Origin of the sequence: Dyella monticola (assembly GCF_003363155.1) — a bacterium.
GTDB lineage: Bacteria > Pseudomonadota > Gammaproteobacteria > Xanthomonadales > Rhodanobacteraceae > Dyella_B > Dyella_B monticola.
On record NZ_QRBE01000004.1, the window covers coordinates 234,781 to 254,637 of the forward strand.

Annotated in this window: 15 protein-coding genes and 1 pseudogene; 7 read left to right on the forward strand and 9 right to left on the reverse strand. The window is 53.6% G+C overall.

What is annotated here, in order from left to right:
• Nucleotides 1-3: 3 nt before the first annotated feature.
• The 4 genes from drmA (at nucleotide 4) to DWU98_RS09475 (ending at nucleotide 7,950) form a co-directional block, all read left to right on the forward strand.
• Nucleotides 4-3,987 carry a DISARM system helicase DrmA gene (gene drmA / locus DWU98_RS09460; protein ID WP_115495301.1) on the forward strand — a complete coding sequence of 1,328 codons (3,984 nt, stop codon included), beginning with the start codon at nucleotides 4-6 and terminating at the stop codon, nucleotides 3,985-3,987.
• A complete protein-coding gene (gene drmB, locus DWU98_RS09465) occupies nucleotides 3,984-5,837 on the forward strand; it encodes a DUF1998 domain-containing protein (RefSeq protein ID WP_115495302.1) in 1,854 nt (617 codons plus the stop codon). The genes drmA and drmB overlap by 4 nt, the downstream gene beginning before the upstream one ends.
• A 1-nt stretch (nucleotide 5,838) precedes the next feature.
• Complete coding sequence (gene drmC / locus DWU98_RS09470) at nucleotides 5,839-6,600, forward strand: DISARM system phospholipase D-like protein DrmC (protein ID WP_115495303.1); 762 nt, start codon at nucleotides 5,839-5,841, stop codon at nucleotides 6,598-6,600.
• Between the two features lie 597 nt (nucleotides 6,601-7,197).
• Complete coding sequence (locus DWU98_RS09475; RefSeq protein WP_158545016.1) at nucleotides 7,198-7,950, forward strand: MobA/MobL family protein; 753 nt, start codon at nucleotides 7,198-7,200, stop codon at nucleotides 7,948-7,950.
• A gap of 65 nt (nucleotides 7,951-8,015) precedes the next feature.
• Here DWU98_RS09475 and DWU98_RS09480 read toward each other — a convergent pair whose 3' ends face one another.
• Nucleotides 8,016-8,420 carry a hypothetical protein gene (locus DWU98_RS09480; protein WP_115495305.1) on the reverse strand — a complete coding sequence of 135 codons (405 nt, stop codon included), beginning with the start codon at nucleotides 8,418-8,420 and terminating at the stop codon, nucleotides 8,016-8,018.
• Between the two features lie 67 nt (nucleotides 8,421-8,487).
• On the opposite strand from DWU98_RS09480, the gene DWU98_RS09485 reads away from it, so the two are divergent.
• Nucleotides 8,488-9,456, forward strand: coding sequence for a hypothetical protein (locus tag DWU98_RS09485; RefSeq protein ID WP_115495306.1), 969 nt, complete (start codon nucleotides 8,488-8,490; stop codon nucleotides 9,454-9,456).
• A 234-nt stretch (nucleotides 9,457-9,690) separates the two neighbouring features.
• On the opposite strand, the gene DWU98_RS09490 is transcribed toward DWU98_RS09485, so the two are convergent.
• From DWU98_RS09490 to DWU98_RS09505, 4 genes are all read right to left on the reverse strand, one after another.
• Nucleotides 9,691-11,163 carry a DUF3987 domain-containing protein gene (locus DWU98_RS09490; RefSeq protein WP_115495307.1) on the reverse strand — a complete coding sequence of 491 codons (1,473 nt, stop codon included), beginning with the start codon at nucleotides 11,161-11,163 and terminating at the stop codon, nucleotides 9,691-9,693.
• Nucleotides 11,164-11,314: 151 nt separating this feature from the next.
• On the reverse strand, nucleotides 11,315-11,689 hold the full coding sequence (locus tag DWU98_RS09495) for a hypothetical protein (protein WP_115495308.1): 375 nt from the start codon (nucleotides 11,687-11,689) through the stop codon (nucleotides 11,315-11,317).
• Nucleotides 11,682-12,083, reverse strand: coding sequence for a hypothetical protein (locus tag DWU98_RS09500; RefSeq protein ID WP_147293271.1), 402 nt, complete (start codon nucleotides 12,081-12,083; stop codon nucleotides 11,682-11,684). Before DWU98_RS09500 ends, DWU98_RS09495 begins: the two co-directional genes overlap by 8 nt.
• A 267-nt stretch (nucleotides 12,084-12,350) precedes the next feature.
• Nucleotides 12,351-13,787, reverse strand: coding sequence for a hypothetical protein (locus DWU98_RS09505; protein WP_147293272.1), 1,437 nt, complete (start codon nucleotides 13,785-13,787; stop codon nucleotides 12,351-12,353).
• Between the two features lie 1,043 nt (nucleotides 13,788-14,830).
• Here DWU98_RS09505 and DWU98_RS09515 point away from each other — a divergent pair.
• Entirely contained in the window at nucleotides 14,831-15,739 is a 909-nt protein-coding gene (locus DWU98_RS09515; protein ID WP_158545017.1) for an ImmA/IrrE family metallo-endopeptidase, read from the forward strand.
• Nucleotides 15,740-15,743: 4 nt separating this feature from the next.
• Here the strand turns inward: DWU98_RS09515 and DWU98_RS09520 are convergent, their stop codons facing one another.
• The 4 genes from DWU98_RS09520 to DWU98_RS22415 all read right to left on the reverse strand — a co-directional run bounded on the left by DWU98_RS09520 (nucleotide 15,744) and on the right by DWU98_RS22415 (nucleotide 19,560).
• The gene (locus tag DWU98_RS09520; protein ID WP_115495313.1) at nucleotides 15,744-16,673 is read right to left on the reverse strand and encodes an alpha-glutamyl/putrescinyl thymine pyrophosphorylase clade 3 protein; all 930 of its coding nucleotides are present in this window, start codon (nucleotides 16,671-16,673) and stop codon (nucleotides 15,744-15,746) included.
• A complete protein-coding gene (locus DWU98_RS09525; RefSeq protein ID WP_230474772.1) occupies nucleotides 16,674-17,486 on the reverse strand; it encodes a hypothetical protein in 813 nt (270 codons plus the stop codon).
• On the reverse strand, nucleotides 17,483-18,490 hold the full coding sequence (locus tag DWU98_RS09530; protein WP_115495314.1) for a thymidylate synthase: 1,008 nt from the start codon (nucleotides 18,488-18,490) through the stop codon (nucleotides 17,483-17,485). Before DWU98_RS09530 ends, DWU98_RS09525 begins: the two co-directional genes overlap by 4 nt.
• 764 nt (nucleotides 18,491-19,254) lie before the next feature.
• Nucleotides 19,255-19,560 carry an integrase core domain-containing protein gene (locus DWU98_RS22415; RefSeq protein ID WP_268990239.1) on the reverse strand — a complete coding sequence of 102 codons (306 nt, stop codon included), beginning with the start codon at nucleotides 19,558-19,560 and terminating at the stop codon, nucleotides 19,255-19,257.
• A 70-nt stretch (nucleotides 19,561-19,630) separates the two neighbouring features.
• Between DWU98_RS22415 and DWU98_RS09545 the strand changes: the two are divergent.
• Nucleotides 19,631-19,845, forward strand: a pseudogene (locus DWU98_RS09545) (DDE-type integrase/transposase/recombinase); the annotation flags it as partial.
• Between the last annotated feature and the right edge of the window lie 12 nt (nucleotides 19,846-19,857).

Consider the following 19,857-nt stretch of genomic DNA (forward strand, 5'->3'; position numbering starts at 1 on the left):
CATATGTCGGTGAACTTGAACGTTAATGCATGGATTGCCATTGATCGGGGCCTCTGCACCAATTACAGGCTGGCGCCTTACATCCTGCCCATGAAGGGTGACCGCTCTCTGTATCAAGCGATCGCCGAGAACGATTGGGTTCTCGTCCTGAACCCTACCGGAGAAATCGTCCGAGCCGGGCGTGTGTTGCGGATTCGCTCCGATCTCGAAACCACCACGCTCTTCTTCGATCGGCTTGTCTCCGCTGATACCCCTGTTCCAGTCGCCGCCGTCTCGCTTGCTCCACCATCTTCGGGAGACGTCAATCGCCTCCAGTGGGATGAGTTTGGTGCGGCCTTAGTCACGGCACTACACCAGACCATCGGCGGCGCATCGGCGATCGATGATCGCGTATACATTCGTGAACTCTTGCAACTGGCCGTGGTGGATGATTTGCTCGGTCCGGCAGGTGGCCCTCGCGAGCGCATCGTGGACATGAGCGTGCGCGACCGCTACCTGGTCGGCAAGCTGGCGCCACGCGACGCAGCTCAAGGTGGAATCGAAGGGCTGGAAGGCCCCCTGGCCGGGGAAGAGACAGAAGAACCCAGTGATCCGAAGGCACCTGGTCAGCACGAGCCCGGCGCCGAATTCGGAACGGCCACTGGGCGAGTAGAGCCTGAATCGGATGCCGCGGACGAAATCGACGCCGCCAGTAATCAATCGCTCGTGCCGAGCAGCTTTGGCTTCACCTTCTGTGTCGACGGCAACACCGAGCGTATTGAAGTCGAGGCACGTTGGGGTTGCTACGAGCGCGTTCCCAATAAGGAACACGACCTAACCAAACCCAATGGACAGAAGGTCAAGGTGTGGCAGCGCGTACCCTGTGGCGGGAAATTGGTGCTACCTCTCAGCGAAGGTGTGATCACTCACCAGGCACCGGACGAGAATCGTCCGGCAATCCGGATACAAGGCTCCGTCCGTGCCAAGAACTCCAATGGAGACCGCCTGGTAACGCTGTTCCTAATCAATGCACAAGAGGAGCCCGCCACCAATCGCGACAGTGCCTGGGTATTTCAGCCAGAGTTGATCGTTCGTGCGGAGGCAAGTGCATCTGAAAACGCTATCTTTCGCCGCCGTCCTGTACTGGATGTTGATGGCATGGATCCCGAACGTGAATCGCTGGAAATGATCTATCGGAATCGCGTGGAATTCGCAGTCGGGCATGGTGTCGCCGTCCACGCCATGACGGCTGACGACGTGACGCTGGCGACCGAAGTGCGTACCACCGTCCTTCCGCAGTACGAAGTGCAGGTCACGGAAACGCCAGGCCTTGATCCCGCAGACCGCCCAGAAATGAAGGTGATGGTGGAAAGTGGCTTGCTCGATATGCAGCGTCTCGCCACGCTGGATGTTGCCCAGTTGGTCGACGCTCTAAACGTGCTGACCAAGGACTATGCTGCGTGGATCACCGAACAGCGTAACCGGGTCGGCAAGGACGTCAGCGGATATGACGCTCCCGCACGACAGGCCATGGATCGATGCCAGGAAATCCAGGCACGTTTACAGCAGGGCATCGATACGCTGAAGAACGACGAAAAAGCCCTCGCAGCTTTCCGTTTTTCCAATCGGGCAATGGCAGTCCAACGTGTGCGCAGCCAGTACGCGTTGGAAGTCCGTCGAGGCCAGGGTGTTAGCGTCGATCAGTTCGATTTTCCGAAAAACCGTAGCTGGCGTCCATTCCAGTTGGCGTTCTTGCTGCTGTCGATCCCATCCCTCGCCGACCCTATGCATCCGGACCGCGTGCTTCCTATGGAAGCCCATGCCGACCTTTTGTGGTTCCCCACTGGTGGCGGCAAGACCGAAGCCTATTTAGGTGTGGCGGCGTTCACCATGGCGATCCGACGCCTGCAAGGCAAGCTTGGCGGGTACGATGGTTCTCGTGGGCTAGCAGTGATCATGCGCTACACCCTGCGCTTGTTGACCTTGCAGCAATTTCAGCGCGCGACCGCACTTATCTGCGCAATGGAGGTGTTGCGGCGCGAGGCACTGGCTGGTGGCGACTCGTCACTGGGTATCCAACCTTTCACCATCGGCCTTTGGGTCGGCAACAAGGTGACGCCAGGCACGACCGAAGACAGTCATCGGGCCATTGAGGACATCCGCAATCCTGATAAGCACCATGCGGGAGCAGCATCTCCTGCGCAATTGACCAGTTGCCCTTGGTGCGGTTCTGACATAGCGCCGGGACGGGACGTGGAAGTCGACAAAAGTCACGGACGCACCTTTGTCTATTGCGGCGACAAGAAGGGGCGCTGCGATTTCTCACGTGGTAAGTCGGGCAAGTTGCCGCATCCAGGCATCCCAGTACTCGTGGTGGATGAAGAGATCTACCACCGCCCACCGACGATGATGATTGCCACCGTCGACAAGTTCGCCATGATGGCGTGGCGTGGCCAGGTGCGCACGCTGTTCGGTCGAGTGAGCCAAGAGTGCGAGCGACACGGTCTGCTCTGGCATGGGGCTGACTGCTGTACCGGCAATCATCAGGCCAGGAAAGGCCTGTCCGCAGTCAAGGTTAAGAAAGTAGCGCCGATCCGGCCACCCGATCTAATCATCCAGGACGAGTTCCATCTCATCAGTGGCCCGCTTGGCACGATGGTCGGCTTGTATGAGTCCGCCGTTGATGAACTATGTGGATGGCCTCTTGAGGGCAAGGTAGTCAAGCCAAAGATCGTCGCATCCACGGCGACGGTGCGCAAAGCCAAAGAGCAGGTAAACAACGTTTTCATGCGACGCGTGTCGGTGTTCCCGCCACACGGGTTGGACGTGGAAGACAATTATTTTTCGGTTCAACGCCCGATCGAAGAAAGGGCTGGACGCCGCTATCTTGGCGTCTGCTCCCCCGGCAGTTCGCGACCTGCGATGCTGATCCGCGTCTACACCGCCTTCCTCACCGCGGCGCAGTCCTTGTTTGATCACTTCGGCGATCCCGCCGATCCGTACATGACGATGGTCGGTTATTTCAATTCCTTGCGTGAGTTGGGTGGTATGCGGCGTTTAGCCGAAGACGATGTACAAACGCGTTCTTACCGCGTACAGATGAGCATGGTTGAGCGGCCCGCGCTCGCCCAGCGTAGTGTCAACATTGTCCGAGAACTGACTTCCCGCGTTTCGAGTCAGGATATTCCGAAGTACCTCGATGATCTGGAGGTGAAGTTCAGGGCCGAACTTGATACGGAAAAAGGGAAGTACGTGACGAAGTGGCATGAAGGTGACACGCACTCAATTGATGTTGTGCTTGCAACGAACATGCTATCGGTCGGAGTGGACGTGAATCGACTCGGCCTGATGGCGGTGAATGGTCAGCCAAAAGGGACGGCGGAATATATCCAAGCCACCAGTCGTGTGGGTCGATCCTTCCCCGGCTTGGTTTGCACGGTGCTCACATGGGCACGACCACGTGACCTCTCTCACTACGAAACGTTCGAGCACTACCACGCAACTTTCTACAAGCATGTGGAAGCTCAGTCGGTGACACCTTTCTCACCGCGCGCAATGGATCGCGGCCTGACCGGTGCACTCTTGAGTCTGATGCGACTGGAAAACGATGCCTTCAGTCCGAACGAAGGTGCTGGCAAGTTGGACAAGTCCAATCAAACCGAGATCACCGATGCAATCGACGTGCTGGTGCAGCGGGCTTGGAATGTCAGCGAAACGTCCAGCATCAAGAATCTTTCCGAGCGTGAACTGAAAGAGCGTGCGGATGAGTGGGCGAAGGAGGCTGGCCGAGGCGGCCGCATCCTCGGCTACGAGAAACGTGGAAACGAAAAGGACAAGATGGTCGCCCTGATCAAGTCACCGGGCATCCAGGCTTGGGATAACTGGACCGTTCCGATGTCGATGCGCGAAGTGGAGCCAGGTGTCCGCCTCATCATGAATACGGGTCATATCTCGGATGATCATGGTTGGAAGCCTCGTCCATTGCCACAGGATGAGGATCAAGCATGAGCAACCAGACACCCGTCGGAGAAGTGCGCCCGAGCCAACTCCTCTGGACATACGGGCCAGGCGCACTGATTGATCTGCCCAACCTTTCAGTGGTGACACTAGGCATTGATCAATGGGAGAAAGACAGATGTCAGCCCATTCAAGAGCCGCGCTTACTAGCCGCAGTAAGAAAGGTTCTCGGACCGCAAGTGGATAGCTTGCGGATGCCACCGTTTCAGAAGAGTGAACTCGTCGATCCGTGGTCGGCGGAAGCGAACATCGGTGTCCCCGTTCGCCCATTCCCGCGCTGGATGCGCTGTGTGAAATGCGGTCTATTATCACCCTTCGACGCGAGGCTATTCGAGATCAAGGAAAGCCGCTTTCGTCCCGAGCGAACGCGGTTTGTCCATAAAGGGTGCCGTGGTTCAAAAGGAGACCAGCCCGCGAGAGATGCCGATGCGGTTCCGGCACGTTTCCTTTTGGCGTGCCGCAACGGCCACCTCGATGACTTCCCCTGGCACTACTTCGTTCATAGGGGTAACAGTTCGTGCAAAGGAACACTGCGCTTTTTCGAGAGCGGAGCTTCATTGCAGACTGAGAACCTGTGGGTGAAATGTGATACCTGCGGCGCATCGCGCAGCATGGCGCATGCCTTCGGCAAGGTAGGGATAGAAAACTTGCCGAGTTGCAGAGGTCGACATCCCCATCTAGATCACTTTGATGAAGAGTGTGACGCGGAGGCCCGTGCAGTTCTGCTCGGCGCTACGAATAGCTGGTTCCCGATCACACTGTCGGCGCTCGCCATTCCACGGGCGAAAGATCCGCTCGGTCAACTGATTCAGGACGGTTGGGAGTTTTTTGGAGATCTAGATTCCGAAGCCGCGGTCTCCGTGGTAGTGAAAACCTTGCAGAAAATTGGAGCCTTGCCGGGCATAGATAAGTATCCAGCGTCCGTTATATGGTCGGCCATCGAAACCAATCGCCGCACCGTTGGACAGGAAATTGTCGGGGAGGCCGACATCAAGGGGCCAGAGTGGGAAGTGCTGACGGCAGCCAACCCGCCTGTGGACTATCCGAACTTCATGAGTAAGAAGGTCGCCATACCCGCGGGCTTTGAGAAGCACATCGGCAGGGTGCTACTTCTTGAGAGACTTCGCGAGGTCAATGCCTTGCTGGGTTTCACACGCGTGGAGGCTCCCGAAGAAGCGAGCGACCCGAACGAGCGGCCTCAGATGGCCAGCCTTGCTCGTCGCAAGTTGAATTGGGTTCCCGCAAATCAGGTACATGGCGAGGGCATCTTCATCCAGTTTGAAGAAGAAGCGCTTCGGACATGGGAAGCGCTTCGGGGTGTCAGGCATGTCGATAAGATGCTCCATAGCGGACACAGTGGATGGCGCAACTCCCGCCACCTTGATCCAAACGAAGGCTACCCGGGTGTCCGATATGCCATGCTCCATACGCTCTCACATTTGTTGATTCGGGAGCTGGCGCTTGAATGCGGATATAACGCGGCGAGTATCCGCGAACGGATTTACGCTGATACTTCGGGCGTGAATCCCCAAGCAGGCATCCTCATATACACGGCGGCAGCCGATTCCGACGGAACGCTGGGCGGCCTCGTCGACCTAGGCAAGCCGGAAAACCTCGGTCGACTGCTTCTGCAGGCGCTGAATAGATCTAAGATTTGCTCGTCAGATCCGCTCTGCTCCGAGCACGATCCAGGAAAAGACCGCTCGCTCCACGCCGCAGCTTGCCATGCATGCAGTCTGGTTGCGGAGACTTCTTGTGAGCGGGGTAACCGCTATCTGGACCGCTCACTATTGGTGCCGACCCTTGAGCGAGGAGACGCGGCATTTTTTGCGGCGCTGTGACATGAGAGATTTGCTGGATGCCATCACAAACCTGGTCAGCCTCATTTCGCCAGACAAAGCTCAAGCGCTAGCGATCAGAATTCGTAAGATCAAGGAAGGGACGTCGAAGACTTCGTTATCGGATGCCGTGGGCACACCGATGGCCAAGGCTGTCCTTGATCAGCTTATTAATACATGGCAGGCCACGTCTATCAGCTCCGATGAGTTGGCATCAATGCTACTTGCAGCCAGCCATACATTTGAAAGCGTAACGAGGCATCAGTCCATCGAACTTGTTTGGACGGGCCCGACGACACCATTCGTTTCCGCCCGCCGAACGGAACAGGCCTTGCTACAAGTTATCAACGTTGCCAAGGAAACATTGTTTATAACCAGCTTCGTTGCACACGATGTCATGACAATTGTGGATGGCTTAAATGAAGCAAGTAATCGTGGAGTGGAAATCTCCATGCTTCTTGAATCGTCACAAGACCATGGCGGAAGTATTTCCTTTGATGCCATTGCAAAGATGCGAACACTGGTTCCCTCTGCAAAACTCTACGCATGGATGAAAAAAGACCCGCCGTTCGCGAATGGCCGCGTTCATGCCAAGGTTGCGGTTGCCGACGGTGATGCCTGCTTCATCACGAGCGCAAATCTGACTGGCCATGCAATGGAGCAAAACATGGAAGCAGGCGTGCTTATTTCACATGGTTTTGTACCAGAGGTGCTTCGTGATCACCTGCAATCACTAGTTGATATGACCATAGTAGTTAAAGTTTAGGCTCTCGCTTTTATGCGCCTATAAATGACTGAATGCCATGATTAAGCGAGCGGACGTGGTGATGAAGCTTTCCGGAGACATTTAAAAGCTCCATGGTTCGGAGCATTTGTAGCTCCCCAATTCGTTAAATCTGCATGTTTGTTCACGTGCATCACATCCCTTACGGCATTTCGATGCTCTCATGTAGCAATTGATTAATCTCTTTCAGACTTTGCGGCGAAAGATCTCCATGGCTATCCTGCGATGATGGACTTCGCATCTTTACCAATCACTGCATGCTCTTGCGTATGACTTTTTAGACGGCCTTCATGATGACGTCTCCTTGTGACTCACACCATCCTCGACCGATGCTATGACTACGTGATATCAGTAATTTCTTACTGGCGAAGGCATAACTATATGGTCAAGGCTTAGTTACTCAATGGAAAGATAGTCGTAGATAACTGGCGTCTGAAAGCTGGACTTGCTTACTGGCCTAAAGGCATCCGTCAACTATACGTTTCTTATCCAAAGCATCGAAGTCAGCACAGTTTGGCCATCTTGGCAGCCAGCAAGGAGCAATCCTTGCTGGCTTTTTTACCATTAAGGATGCTAACCATGGATCAGATGCACTTTGGCATTTCATCATTGAAGCGTGGCACGATGTCCCACCACATTCGATACATCATGCGCAGTGGCACATTTTCTGAGCGCGATGATTTTGTAGGCTGGGGCTACGACAACCTCCCAAGATGGGCTCGACATGAGCCCGAGGCGTTCTTCCTTGCATCGGATAAGCACGAGCGTGCAAACAGTCCAGCATGCATCTCGGTAGTCATTGGCCTGCCAAATTGCTTGAATCGGGAACAGAACATGCAGTTGGCGTCGACTGTCATGGACTCCATCGCGACTGGCCGGCCTTACCTCTTTGCTTTCCATGAAAACATCTCATCGGTCTCAGGTGTTCCATACCCTCATATCCACGGGATGCTATCAGGGCGCGTCGATGACGGTATCGAACGTTCGCCGGAACAAACCTTTCGCCGGTTCAATGCTGCCCATCCCGAGTTAGGTGGTAACAGGAAGATTGGCTCTGGGCTGAAGCCATCTGAGATCAAGAATTCGACTATCGAAATGCGTCGCATCATTGCCGAAACGATCAACAACGCGCTTCGGTATCACGGATTCCATGATCGCCTGATTGACCATCGTACGCTGCGCGAGCAGGGGATCTACCGTGAGCCAGCTCCTTACTTGGGACCAGGTCAGCTCCGGAAACTGAGACGGCAAGGGAATAACCATTACCGCGGTAGGCGTATTCAGCCGGATGACAACGTGTCGCTAGAATCGTCAGGTCAATGGCGGGTGTAACGCCCTCCTACGTGCATTCAGCAATATGTTGATCTGATCCACCATGAGAGCGCGTCAAGATCGGGCTAAAGAGTCCAGCCTTGCTGTAGCTGTTGACGCACGATCCGAACACGGTGATCAATGCCACTGTCCGGATTCCTCTGCTCACCAATATAGATGTAGGAGTGCATGTCATTGGGTTGCCATTGCTTCTGGTCCGCGAATTCGGCACCAAGCCCGCGGATGCCCTGCCAGGTGGTGTCCTGCCATGTGCCGATGCCTACATGGGTCGCCCGGAGCGGGTGGCCCTTACCCCAAACATGCACCTGAGGGCCACCATGCATATATAAGGTGATTAACGCCTCTACGGCCGGCCGATGAGCCCACCCCTCACGCAGGTGCCCATCCAGCAGGAGGGGATCGAGGATGTCGACCAACAGATCCCGAAACCGCCGGGCGCGGGCTTTATCTTCTTCAATGAGGGCTGTCATGAGGGGCCGTCGGCTTCGTCCTGTTAGCGTAAGATAAGGTCAGACAGGGAGGGAATACAGGGGCTTTATGCTGATCCGTGGAAGAGAGCCGTCAAGCTGCTTTGGGCTGGCCGGCACGGACGAGAATGCCGGGACCGCCGCCGTTGCATGGTGCATTGAACATGTGTTGCCGTTCCGCAAGCAGGTGCTGGCGCTGATGGGGTGTGACCCGGAACCGGATCTGTCCGTCGCAAGCCAAGTCTTCGGGACAGATAAAGGGTTTACCGACATCGAGCTGGTCGGTAAGGCCTGCCACGTGATCATTGAAGCAAAGTTGGGTTGGCAAGTGCCTGGACTCCAGCAGCTCAAACGGTATGCACCCCGGCTTCGCTCTTCTGGCGCCCGACGTCAGCTCCTAGTTTCACTCAGCGCCGCCGATTCGTCTTGGGCGATCAGGCAACTGCCCGGGAACGTCACCGGGATACCGGTCACGCATCTGTCCTGGAACGCGCTATCGGATGCCGCGAGGCGTGCACATTCCAGCACCCGAAGCCCCACCGATCGGGCATGGCTCGAACAACTTCTGCATCACCTTCAGGGATACGGCATGACCTCAAACATTTTCGACGCCCGCGCCTATGTGGTGTCCCTGACGCGCGATCGCATCCGCCCTACGCATCCCTACACATGGACCGACGTCGTCGAAAAGGACAGTACGTATTTTCATCCGGTTGGCGTGCGGGGGTGGCCTGTGATTCCGCCCCGATATGTCGGCTTCCGCTACCGCGCCGAGTTTCAAAGCGTGCATTTCGTGACCGGGGTGAAGACTGTCGACCGGCTGCAGGATCTCAATCCGTTGTGGCCGGACACGGATTCGCCGCAATTTGTTTATACGCTTGGCCCACCCATGGTGCCTCGCGCCCGCATGCCGCTGGGGAAAATTTACAACAACAGCCGGCACACCATCGCGCTTGATATCTTGCTTTCCGGAAGTGCCGACACATTTGAGGAAGCGATCGTGCAAATGCGCGAGCGTGTAGCCGCGGCTGGCGAATAGGCCTGCATCGCCCCGCCCGCTCCTGAGTGTTGAAGGCGCGCGTCCGTGTGAGGATCCTGATGCCCCCCCAAGAATCCATGCGACGATGCGACAATCGCATATGTCGCACGATTGGAGGGGGTGACAATTTGGAATTGCCGATGCTCAATATAAAAAGCGCACTTCCGAAGTGGGCGGGCTAAATCCCGCGAGCAGACCTGGCCACCCCGAAAGGGTGGCCAGGTCCGTTGGGCTCTACGCGTTGGGAAAGCTGATGAGATTCCTGAAGTTGATGTGTACCGCGTTGCCGCGGCGATGCAATTGGACTTTGCCTTGTTGCTCCAGATAGATCAGAGCGGGTAAGAGGTTGGCGTCTACCTTCAGCTCATCGGATGTATTGGAGTGGTGGAGGTGATCCAACTCCACCGACGTCCAGTTCTTCTTCACGTACTTCCGGAGGAAATGCGTCTCCATTTGCTCCGCGTGACGTGGAACCTTAGGCACCGCCCTGACTAGAGAGAACTGATTGCAGTATTCCTCAAGGTGATAACGGATAATGTTGATGGCGTTCTCCATCGTTTCTGCCGTGATCTTGGTCTCCTTGGCCATATAGGCATAATTGGCCGCTAGACGAGCCGCATGTTCAGCCGCTTTGGATGCGAAATCCTTCACATCATCCAGGTTATTGCCGGCCTTCATGCGCTCGTTCATTTCATTGGCAAAGGTGGTGTATCGTGCGCTTGCGCCGGAGTCCATCTCGACGATCACAGGCTCCGTAATGCCATCCGCCATGCGTTTCATGAACTCGTCGATCAGATCTGCGATCATCGCGTTGAACTTGTCAAGGCCGTCCATTGAAATCGAGTCCGGATCGTTCGGATAGACCTTGTCTTGCACAACGGGCGGGAAGGCGATGAGATAGCGCGCCCAAGCGCCTACAGATCCAGCAACATCGCCATGAAGACCACAGAAGTCATTGAAAATTGTGGGCTGTGACATGAGCAATACGCCAGCACGTGGATTGACAGCATTGATACGCCCAGAACCCTTGCGGGTGACCGGGATCGTACTGCCGTCCCATGCCAAGTTGAGGTAACCAAAGTACTGGTAGAGGTAGTTGAAAGTGATGATTGCCTCATCTGTCGTGACTGCAACGGATTGGCGGTCCCCATCGAGGCGTTCGATAAAAGCCGCCCCAGTCGTGTCCGCGATGAGCATGCTCATGCTGCGAGGCACTATGGGCTCGCTTTGCACAAGCTTATTCAATTCGTCGCGGAGGTGACCGTAGTACTCGCCTTTCAGTTGAAGCTCATGAATCGAGTTGATGAGCTTGGTTTGCTGCTTAGTCCAGATACGATGCAGGCTTTTGAATTCCATTTCTGCCTTTGCATCCAAGGCTACAAAGGTCGCCTCTCGCTCCAACAATGACGGCGTAAATGCACCATAGCCCGTGCTCTTTCCTGTGCCAGAATCGCCAAGAATCAAGAAGAACAGGCAAGTGGGTCGCAAACGACCGCCGGGAAGCTTAACCATCAGAAATCGCTGCAAGGCAATCGACAGCACTGCATTCGCCACAGAAGCGCACATGGCAGGTTGAATTTGATGACGCTCTGATACGCACTGGACCGCCTTGTGTATGCAATCCGGGAGGCTGGCTACCGGATAAGAGATGACCGCGGGGGTACGGTCAGCTTCCTTGAGGTAGCGGCGAGCATTGAAACCGCTCATGGTGCCATCTCCGCATGCGAATGGAGGTCGTCCATGCCGGCAATGACCATTGCATTGCCCAAGTCACTCGCCGGCATGCTTATTGCGCATGCCGGCGAGTCGATTGAGACGTATGCATAAGAGGCCATCAGAGAAGCCCTGCTGAAGATCGTCATGCTTCCAACTCCTCTGCGGTATCGATGACATCGGACGGCTGACCTCGTTTATCGGAGCGGTCTTGCTCTTTGTGTTTCAGCGGCTGTCCACACGTTACGCAACAAATGCGCTCCCCATGCTCATCACGCACGGCCTGTTCAGCCTTGAAAAGCTTCGTAAACGTTGCATGGTGGAGTTCAAGGCCACTCTGCTTGAGAAGTTCGAGAATCTGGCGAGGGGTATTGCCACGCGCAATTGCAGTAGCAACGTGCACATGAACACGTGAGTACTTGTCGCGCAGCAGCGTATCTTCGTCCGGCTCAAGCCCCTGGAGCTTGAGGATAAGATCCCCAAGAGTGCGATCGGATGCATTTGCAAAGGAGTCAGACATTGCGGTGCTCCTTGTTGGGCAGGCTGTTGGTCCCTGCGTTGCCGATACCGTTAGCGCGCGCTGTCATACGGGCGAGCCAATGATCGATATCGCTCGTAAGCCATGCCTTCTTACCGGCCTTGATGATCGGATCCGGCAAGATTTTCCACGGCCACGGGGGAGACTTGGCGTTCTCGATCTTCAAGCCATGCACGTCGAACATTGGAACGAGACCCTTTTCATAGGCCCAAGAGTTTGAGCGATTGATGCGCTTGAGGATGTCGTCAAGCGAGCTGAGATGGGACGGGAAGCTCGGTGCGTGGATGCCGAGATGGTCAGCAATAGCCATACGAGGTGTTGGCGTGTGGCCGAACATAACAGGAGCTGCGGATGTCGTTGAGGGATTCATCATCATTCGAAGCCCCCCACGGTACGAAGCCGCGCCGAGATGTTGCTGATGGGCAGGTTAGCCATCAGCTTTTGACGATGGACACGATGCGTTCCGAGGTACGGCAACGCAACATTGGGGAGATCACTAGGGGTCATGCTTGGCCTTCTGAGGTGTCACTGCGGGTGGTGCAGCGACGTCAAATTGAAGGAAAGCCAAGAATGCGTGTAGGAATACAGTTGTAAGGCTTGACAATGCCCTGCTTTGCTGATCTATGGATCAGCCGGATTGGATCTAATTATCACTAGGCGGCTCATACGGGAAGATAGGTTCTATTAGCAGGGGATTGTGCTTGTCCCAAAGGCTAATTGAGGGCTTGGGGGCACCGTATGCGGCATTCTCGGGGCGAATCAGCGTCATGGCGGCATCAGCGTCATTACCCCTGATGCCTCGAATACGAAGGTAAGCCTCAATATCCGCGTTCTTAGGATAAGTGGAGGTATCTTTTAGGCTAACGTGCGGAGGGGACCAAAACAGCTTGGCTGCAGCAAGAAGAATAAGAAGCTCTGGTGCAAGGTATTCATGCCCGGATAGTTTGCCTTCACCGCTCATCTGTTCGCGCGCATACAGCGGTTCAATAAATCGGTATGCAGCGTCAAGCTGATCCTTCGTAACACCTCTCTTCTTTTTTCTGCTCTTGAAGAGTTTGCGAAATTCAGCATTCTTAAGAGCCTCGCGCACCTTGCTTTGCTTCGCTGAGTGATCATGCGGATTATCGAGCGGCCTTTTTTGCCAGAAGCGCTCGCTGGTCTCTATCAGATGAATGAGCTTGGCTGAAATGTAAGGTGGTTTTTCGACGACAAGGTGATCTTTCCAGATCTCACTGTCCGCATAGTCGGCTTCTTCGTCCGGACTGGTAAAGAGGTCATGTAAAAAATTGTCAGAATCGATAATGCCAAGGAAATCCTCAACGTCTTCCCGGCAAACGCAAAGGGACGAGAGCGTTATGTTTAACTCGATAGGTTGTGGGTATCCTTTTTCCGCATCCAGAAAAAAGTTCGTTTCCGCCGGGTAGCAGGCCACCCGCCAGTCTTCAGGGTTGTCTATACCAGGATAGTGATTCTCGGGGCCGTGCCTTGGATCTGGATACTCCATTTCATAGCGGTCAAAACGCCTTCTAAGCACTGCCGGAAAAAGGCTCTGTCTTACTTTTCCATCCCGCCTGATTGCTTCGCAATCCTCCGGATTGAGAAAGAAGCCAATAATACCCTTATCAAATAAAACTGAGGCGCCGACCTCCGAACGATTTGGAAGTGACATCACTGAATCAGGTAGATTCAAATGAGATGGCGCAATGAAGCCCTTATGTACGGAAACAGTTATGGTGTTGCGCTGAGGTGCGGGGATATGTATCGAGAACTGCCGTATCGGATTAGGTTTATGGGTTATTGTGAATATCCGGAGATAGCGTTGAGCAGCAAAATAGAGAATTGACTCAACGGGCAGGTTCAGTGCATCTTCAAAGCGGCCAATCGAAATGTAAGCTTCCGAAAAGGCGGGATGTGGCGGGCGCTTTGCTTCAGCAAATTTGTTCCCGTACTCTTGCCGCCACCTATTGAAGTCTTCCTCATCGAAGCCGTACTCGGCTTCAAGTTTTTCGATGGTCTTCTTGCCTGCCGCCACCAGATTGAGTGCAATGTGCTCATCTTTGGTGAATTTTCGCTTTGGCACGTTCGTCCTTTAGTTAACAGACTTCACTAGTCTTTCTTCGGAATCGCCCAGGTGTCGGCGCTCGATGTCATCTAGTATAAATTCTCGTCCCCAAGCGCATTCCTGGATGCTCAGTGGTTCGCCTGCATGAACGTTTCCGAAAACGGAACACGCAGCAGGGCGCGCAATCGGCCTTAGTCGGAAAGGAGCGCCTGCGAAAAGTGAGTAAGATTGCGAGTAACACTCGCACATTTACAATTAAAAATATAATTAATTCAATCTGTTAGACTAACTATTCGAATGATGGTGGGCCACCACTTAAGCATCCAGCGACGTCCATTGTTGGTGATGCCAGCAATAACTGTCAGTTTTGACACTTTCTACTGGTAAATGCACTGACAGTTTCTAGTAGTAGCCCGGGGCGAGGGATCGCTCACCCAACCAAAGCTCAGCCTACAGGGATCGGGCGCGGAACAAAGAGCAAAATGCCTGTATCAGAGAATTGGACGCCACCGGTCCGTTTGATAGCATGACTCTGTGCAAGCCACCTTCAAATCTTAGCCCTTTACGGCCGCCAAATTTCAAAGTGTTGTTATCATTCGAGACACAAAGGATTAGGTCTCTATGCGAAAGCGGAAGCGCCGCAACCAAAGCCTTTGGTGCCGAATCGGCACTGGCTCTTCGTAATCGATTGGCGGATCTTAGAGCAGCGGAATCGCTGGAAGAGCTTGTCGCCTGCGACCTAAAGGCCAGCTCTGATTATCCTGATCACTTAGAGATCAACACTGGAAGCGGCTTAAGGCTCATCTTCAAGGCTCTTTCAGATGAACTTCAGGACGTTACGCTCGATGAATCTCGGCAGGCGGTTCGAATCAGGTTAGTGGCGATTGCAGGAGATCGAAATGTCTAATGCCTCATTCGCACCTCGGTGGGTATCGTCACCCGGTAACACCATTACTGAAGCCTTAGAGCGGAAGGGCGTTTCAGTTCGCGAGTTCGCCAGGGACTTGGGTACTTCAGAGAAAGATGCTCGGAGCCTCCTTAATGGCGTATTGACCATTAACATGGATCTGGCACAGAACTTGGCGAGGGTAATTGGATCGACGCCAGCGTTCTGGATTCGGCGCGAACATCTTTATCGGCAGGAAGTGGAGCGGCTGATCGAACCAGGCCAGAGATGGCTCGACGATCTTCCACTCAGTGACATGATGAGGCTTGGCTGGATTCCTCGGGTGACTTCTGCTGCTGACCGCGTGAGCGCTTGCCTAGATTTTTTTGATGTTTCAGATGTAGCGAACTGGCACAAGAAGTACAACAACACTCTTAACAGAATCGCATTCAAAACGTCTAACTCGTTCGATTCCAATCCTGGTGCTGTAACTGCCTGGATCAGACGCGCAGAGATCTTAGCTGAGGACCTAGAGTGCTCTGAATGGAACGAGGCAAAATTCTTGGAAACCCTCCAAGAAATTCGCGAACTCACTCGATTGAAGAGTCCTTCGGACTTTATTCCTGAACTCCAAAGGCGCTGCGCGGCTGCAGGCGTTGCTGTTGTCGTGACCCGCGCACCGACAGGCTGTCGCGCCAGTGGCGCAACAAAATTTCTCGGAAGCGGAAATCCGTTAATCTTACTAAGCTTCCGCCATCTATCAGAAGATCACTTTTGGTTCGCCTTTTTCCATGAGGCTGGTCATGTCGTGCTTCATGGAAAAAACGGGTTATTTGTAGAGGGTGCCGGCACCGTAAGTACACCCAACGAAAGCGAAGCAAATGCTTTTGCCGAAAAAACCTTGATCCCAGATAAGTATCAGTCTGAGCTTGTCAGTCTTACGCTCAACAAATTAGCGATTGCGCGATTTGCACGTAAGGTGGGTGTATCTGCTGGCGTAGTAGTGGGACAACTGCAACACCGTGGCATTATTGCTCACAGTCGTCTGAACTTTTTGAAGCGCCGCTTTCGGTGGACAATCTGAGCAATCAGCCCCGAAAGGGAACAAAGTTACTGGGATTCTTCTGCCAATTGCATACTGCGTCTTCCAGGACGTCCATGCGTACTTGGATAGCATTTCCAAGTTCAACGAGCTTTCTGTCTAGGACGGTAGCTGAAGTTCTGCTCTTTTTGTCGCCATCGAATAGCAAATGAGCTCCTGCAAGGGGGCCGGTAGCCCCAATGAGGTGAGGAGAATCTGGAATTAGTGAAGCCAGGCCGACTTTACCAATCATTGTTAGATAATCGAATCGCCCAGTTCGACCAAACGTGTCTACGGCGGTCATGGATTCAAATAAAATTTCAAAGGCAGCCATAGGATTTTGATTTGCTTGTTGCAAAGCATGATCAAATAGGTCTTTGTGGGTTCCTCTTTCATTTACCCAGGTCACATAAGTCTCAACCGCTGAACCTGCAGCGTGGGGCTTGGTGCCTGACAAAGAAAGATACTTTCGATGATTACCGACCTTTCTTTGAATCCCCGCTTGGTGAGCTTCTAGCCATTGCCGGAAAAGCATTGGGTCGTTCTGCACACGCTGAAAGCTCCAGATGTTCCTGTCACCAAGCGCTCCATAGATCTGGGCAGTTGTGACCCATCCGGCATGTAGATGTTTACCAATTAACGTACTCAAGAAGACTAACCAACATGCTTCGTCGTGATCACGTCCTTCCTTGACATACATGATGGCCGCTCGAATGGGATCAAATAGATCGCTGTGGGGATTCGCCCGGAGTGACGAAATGCCTCTTAATCTGACTGACTCTACGAATTTCACCCGGCGCAAACTTTCGACGATCTGCTCGAGGAATGCATCCTCGTGCGCCCCTTGAACTAAGCCTCGTAAAGGTCCATGGTCGACGATGTAATGGCGGAGAAGTGGCCGAATCTGATTAATTAGCGCAATATCTCCGCGACGCATTCAATGCACTCCTGATTTTTTGGCAATCCAGCTACTAATCTCGGCCCTGACCATCCTAGTCACACCGAAACTACTTTGAATGTTGTGATTAAATCCAAGGATGAGAAGCTCAATGGGTAACTTCGTATTGCCGATTGTTTTAACTCGACCTTCATACGAAAAACCTCGTACGTTTTGCGACGCAATACGCCGCAGATCCCAGCTCGGTTGATAAATCTCCTTCAGCTTAACGCCACTAAGCTGCTCGAAACCTCGAACCACAGAAGTTCCGTTCAAAACTAGTACTCGAACCTTCGAGCCTCTGAGGAGATTGCCTAAGCTATTACCCGCCAACTCGAGAAGAATGGATCTTTGTGCAAGGGAAAGAGCCATCCATTTTTCACCCGTTGCAAACGGAATTAGATCCAAATGGCAGGCTCTTGTACGCGATTTGCTGTAGTACGAAGGACCAGATTTTGCAACGATCTCGTCTAGCCGTTTGAACCACGTGTCGTATGGGTTGTTTTCGAAGTAGTTTCGACATGATTCGGCAATCATGTCTATGTGATTGTCTCGAACCTTCGACCAACACCTAAGCCCCAACGAGTCCAACGTATGAAAACGCCTGTGTTTCCCAGTGAGTTCGTTGCCATGAGCATCAACAAATTCTCGGTTGCTAGGATTTAGTCCAAGGGTAGCGAGAGCTGATCTTTGAATATCGCCAAAGGATGGTACGGGGCTACTCCACGGAATGATTCCCGCCGACTTAGCACCATCTGTCCGGAGCGCGCGGATAAGGTCGCAGATATGACTTTCCACTGTAGCCTGCTTCATCCGTTTTCGTTCGTTGTTACAAATAGCGGTGTTTGAATAGGGCGATCTTGTAGTTTGCGATCCACTTTTTGTGTCCTAGCATCAATGTAAACGTTGTATACGCTACTAGACATGGCTCGCTTAAGAGATGTGACTCTTCTCATATCCTCGCGATTCTTAAAGATTCGGAAAATTTGAAGGAGTCGCACAAGGTCCTGCCAGTACCGATCCAAGCCAGTCTTGGAGAGGTCAATTGTTCCACCCTCCCTAACTTTGCCTTCCATTTGGACTAAAGTCCGAATGGAATCCCAAGGATCCCCAGGTGGCATGGGAGGCATGGAGATTCTTTCCTGAAAAGCCTCTTTCAGGTATGTCACCGCGTCAGAAACATTCTCCTCATAGAGATGAAGGCTTCCGACCATATGCTTGTAGTGCCCGAGCTCCACTCCAACACTACGTGCTACAAGCTCTTGAAGCATTGTAAAAGCAAAGACGTCATGTGGAAGACCCATATATGCATCGTTAGATCGCATATATACGAACATGTGCAAACGATTTGATCGAATAAGAAATTGAAGGACACAAGTGCAAGGAACCTGCTCGTGGTCAAGATCTCGACCTTCGAATAGCTGTATTACGGCACGCCGTGACGTCTGCTTACGCTTCAATAAATCGATTACCTTGCTTACTTGACCGGCTTCACTTTGAAACAGACGGGGCCCATAAGCTCCATATACGGTAAGGTTGTCCTCGGACTCTTTTTTGTAGCGCGATACGTAGTACTCGATTTGATCGAGCCGATCGCTACCTGACAGATACCAGATCAGTTCACCTAATGGGCTAAACACTAAGCCGCGTTTTGCGGTTCTACTTAGTCGAGCGCGGGGATCGGTGATTTTAAATACGATGCCGGTGATTTCATTTGAAGCCCCACGAGTAGCCCTCACCGCACTCGCATCGTTGGATGTGAGCTTCTTGAGAACTCGATAAAGGGCATCGTCCAAAGTACGCGCGGTGATGTACATCGTTGTCTCCAACGTCCCTGAGTGGCACAGAGTGCAACGCTAGGGACTGGAGAAGCAGCCGCAAATGTCAGCCTACGCGAAGTTGCGCGCAACACGCGCCCCATAACAGACGCGTAACCGCAGGCCTTATATACGAACATCCTAACCCGCCCCTGTTTCTAAGAAAGTAATCGAACCCGTTCTGAGGTTTGTTTCCTAGTCCCCAGGATTCTTTTATTGCTAACGGCAATTCGTCAAGAACAGTCGCCGAAAAAGGTCGTTTCCATTGATCTGGCCTAACGATCTGGATACCCCCGATAACCGCTGCGCGGCCGCAGATCCGCCTTAACTGTGGACTATAGTCCATACATAATTCACTTGATAATCAATATCTTGCATATTGATAACAGATTCCCCCAGGAGTAAGGTCAGCCCAACGGTTTATGCCGGTCTAGGGCGGAGTCTCCGTGTCTGCAGGCAACCAGCACAGCATTAGTCGTGAGCTCGCCATAGAGCACGGCCCCCTTCTGGACGCAGCCGCTACTGCCAAGGCCCTCGGCTTTAAGTCTCAAGATGCGTTGAGACAAGCACGCCGTGATGGGAGACTTCCAATTTCAATGTTTCGGCTTCCCGGCCGCCGTGGATGGTTCGCATCAACGCAGGCCGTCATCGAGTGGATCGATGCCCAAATCGAGCTTCACCTAACCAATAACTCGATAAAGGAGGCCGGCAATGAGCGGATAGCAACGCGCTGAGCTGTAATGACCCAGCGGTTTCTGCACAGGTCACGCCGCTAAAGCATAGGCTTGAGCGGGCGTCTTCATACCGAGCGCCTGATGGGGGCGCCGGTGGTTGTAGAACTGGATCCAGTCACCGATCACGCGGACAGCGTGTTGCTGACTCTCGAAGCGGTGGCGGTGCGCGCATTGCTCCTTGAGCGTGCGAATGACGCGCTCGACCATCCCGTTTTGTTGAGGGCAATGCGGCGTGATGAATTCCTGCCTCAACCCATAACTGCGTACCAGGCGTGTGTAGTTTCGACTGGTGAACACCAAACCGTTGTCCGAGCGAAGCAGAAAGGGTTCGCGCACACAGCCCAACGTGCCGTAACGCGTGATCAAGGCTTGCTCAAGCGCCGCCGAGGCCGTACTGGCCTTGCCAGTGCCGGTGGGCGAGCGACAACCGCTGTTGCGCCCAACGGCGCCTAACGAGGTCTGGTCGATGGACTTCGTGTTCGCACGGCTGATGGGCGCGTCATCAAGTGTCTGACGGTCGTCGATGACGCCACTCACGAGGCGGTGGTCATTGAGGTCGAGCGTGCGATCTCCGGCATCGGCGTGACGCGCGTGATGGATCGCCTTGCACTCACGCGTGGCTTTGATTTGCGA

Coding starts and splice junctions, on each gene's coding strand:
- drmA (WP_115495301.1), top strand. CDS start 4: ATGTCGGTGAACTTGAACGTTAATGCATGGATTGCCATTGATCGGGGC.
- drmB (WP_115495302.1), top strand. CDS start 3,984: ATGAGCAACCAGACACCCGTCGGAGAAGTGCGCCCGAGCCAACTCCTC.
- drmC (WP_115495303.1), top strand. CDS start 5,839: ATGAGAGATTTGCTGGATGCCATCACAAACCTGGTCAGCCTCATTTCG.
- DWU98_RS09475 (WP_158545016.1), top strand. CDS start 7,198: ATGGATCAGATGCACTTTGGCATTTCATCATTGAAGCGTGGCACGATG.
- DWU98_RS09480 (WP_115495305.1), bottom strand. CDS start 8,420: ATGACAGCCCTCATTGAAGAAGATAAAGCCCGCGCCCGGCGGTTTCGG.
- DWU98_RS09485 (WP_115495306.1), top strand. CDS start 8,488: ATGCTGATCCGTGGAAGAGAGCCGTCAAGCTGCTTTGGGCTGGCCGGC.
- DWU98_RS09490 (WP_115495307.1), bottom strand. CDS start 11,163: ATGAGCGGTTTCAATGCTCGCCGCTACCTCAAGGAAGCTGACCGTACC.
- DWU98_RS09495 (WP_115495308.1), bottom strand. CDS start 11,689: ATGTCTGACTCCTTTGCAAATGCATCCGATCGCACTCTTGGGGATCTT.
- DWU98_RS09500 (WP_147293271.1), bottom strand. CDS start 12,083: ATGATGATGAATCCCTCAACGACATCCGCAGCTCCTGTTATGTTCGGC.
- DWU98_RS09515 (WP_158545017.1), top strand. CDS start 14,831: ATGGATCTGGCACAGAACTTGGCGAGGGTAATTGGATCGACGCCAGCG.
- DWU98_RS09520 (WP_115495313.1), bottom strand. CDS start 16,673: ATGCGTCGCGGAGATATTGCGCTAATTAATCAGATTCGGCCACTTCTC.
- DWU98_RS09525 (WP_230474772.1), bottom strand. CDS start 17,486: ATGAAGCAGGCTACAGTGGAAAGTCATATCTGCGACCTTATCCGCGCG.
- DWU98_RS09530 (WP_115495314.1), bottom strand. CDS start 18,490: ATGTACATCACCGCGCGTACTTTGGACGATGCCCTTTATCGAGTTCTC.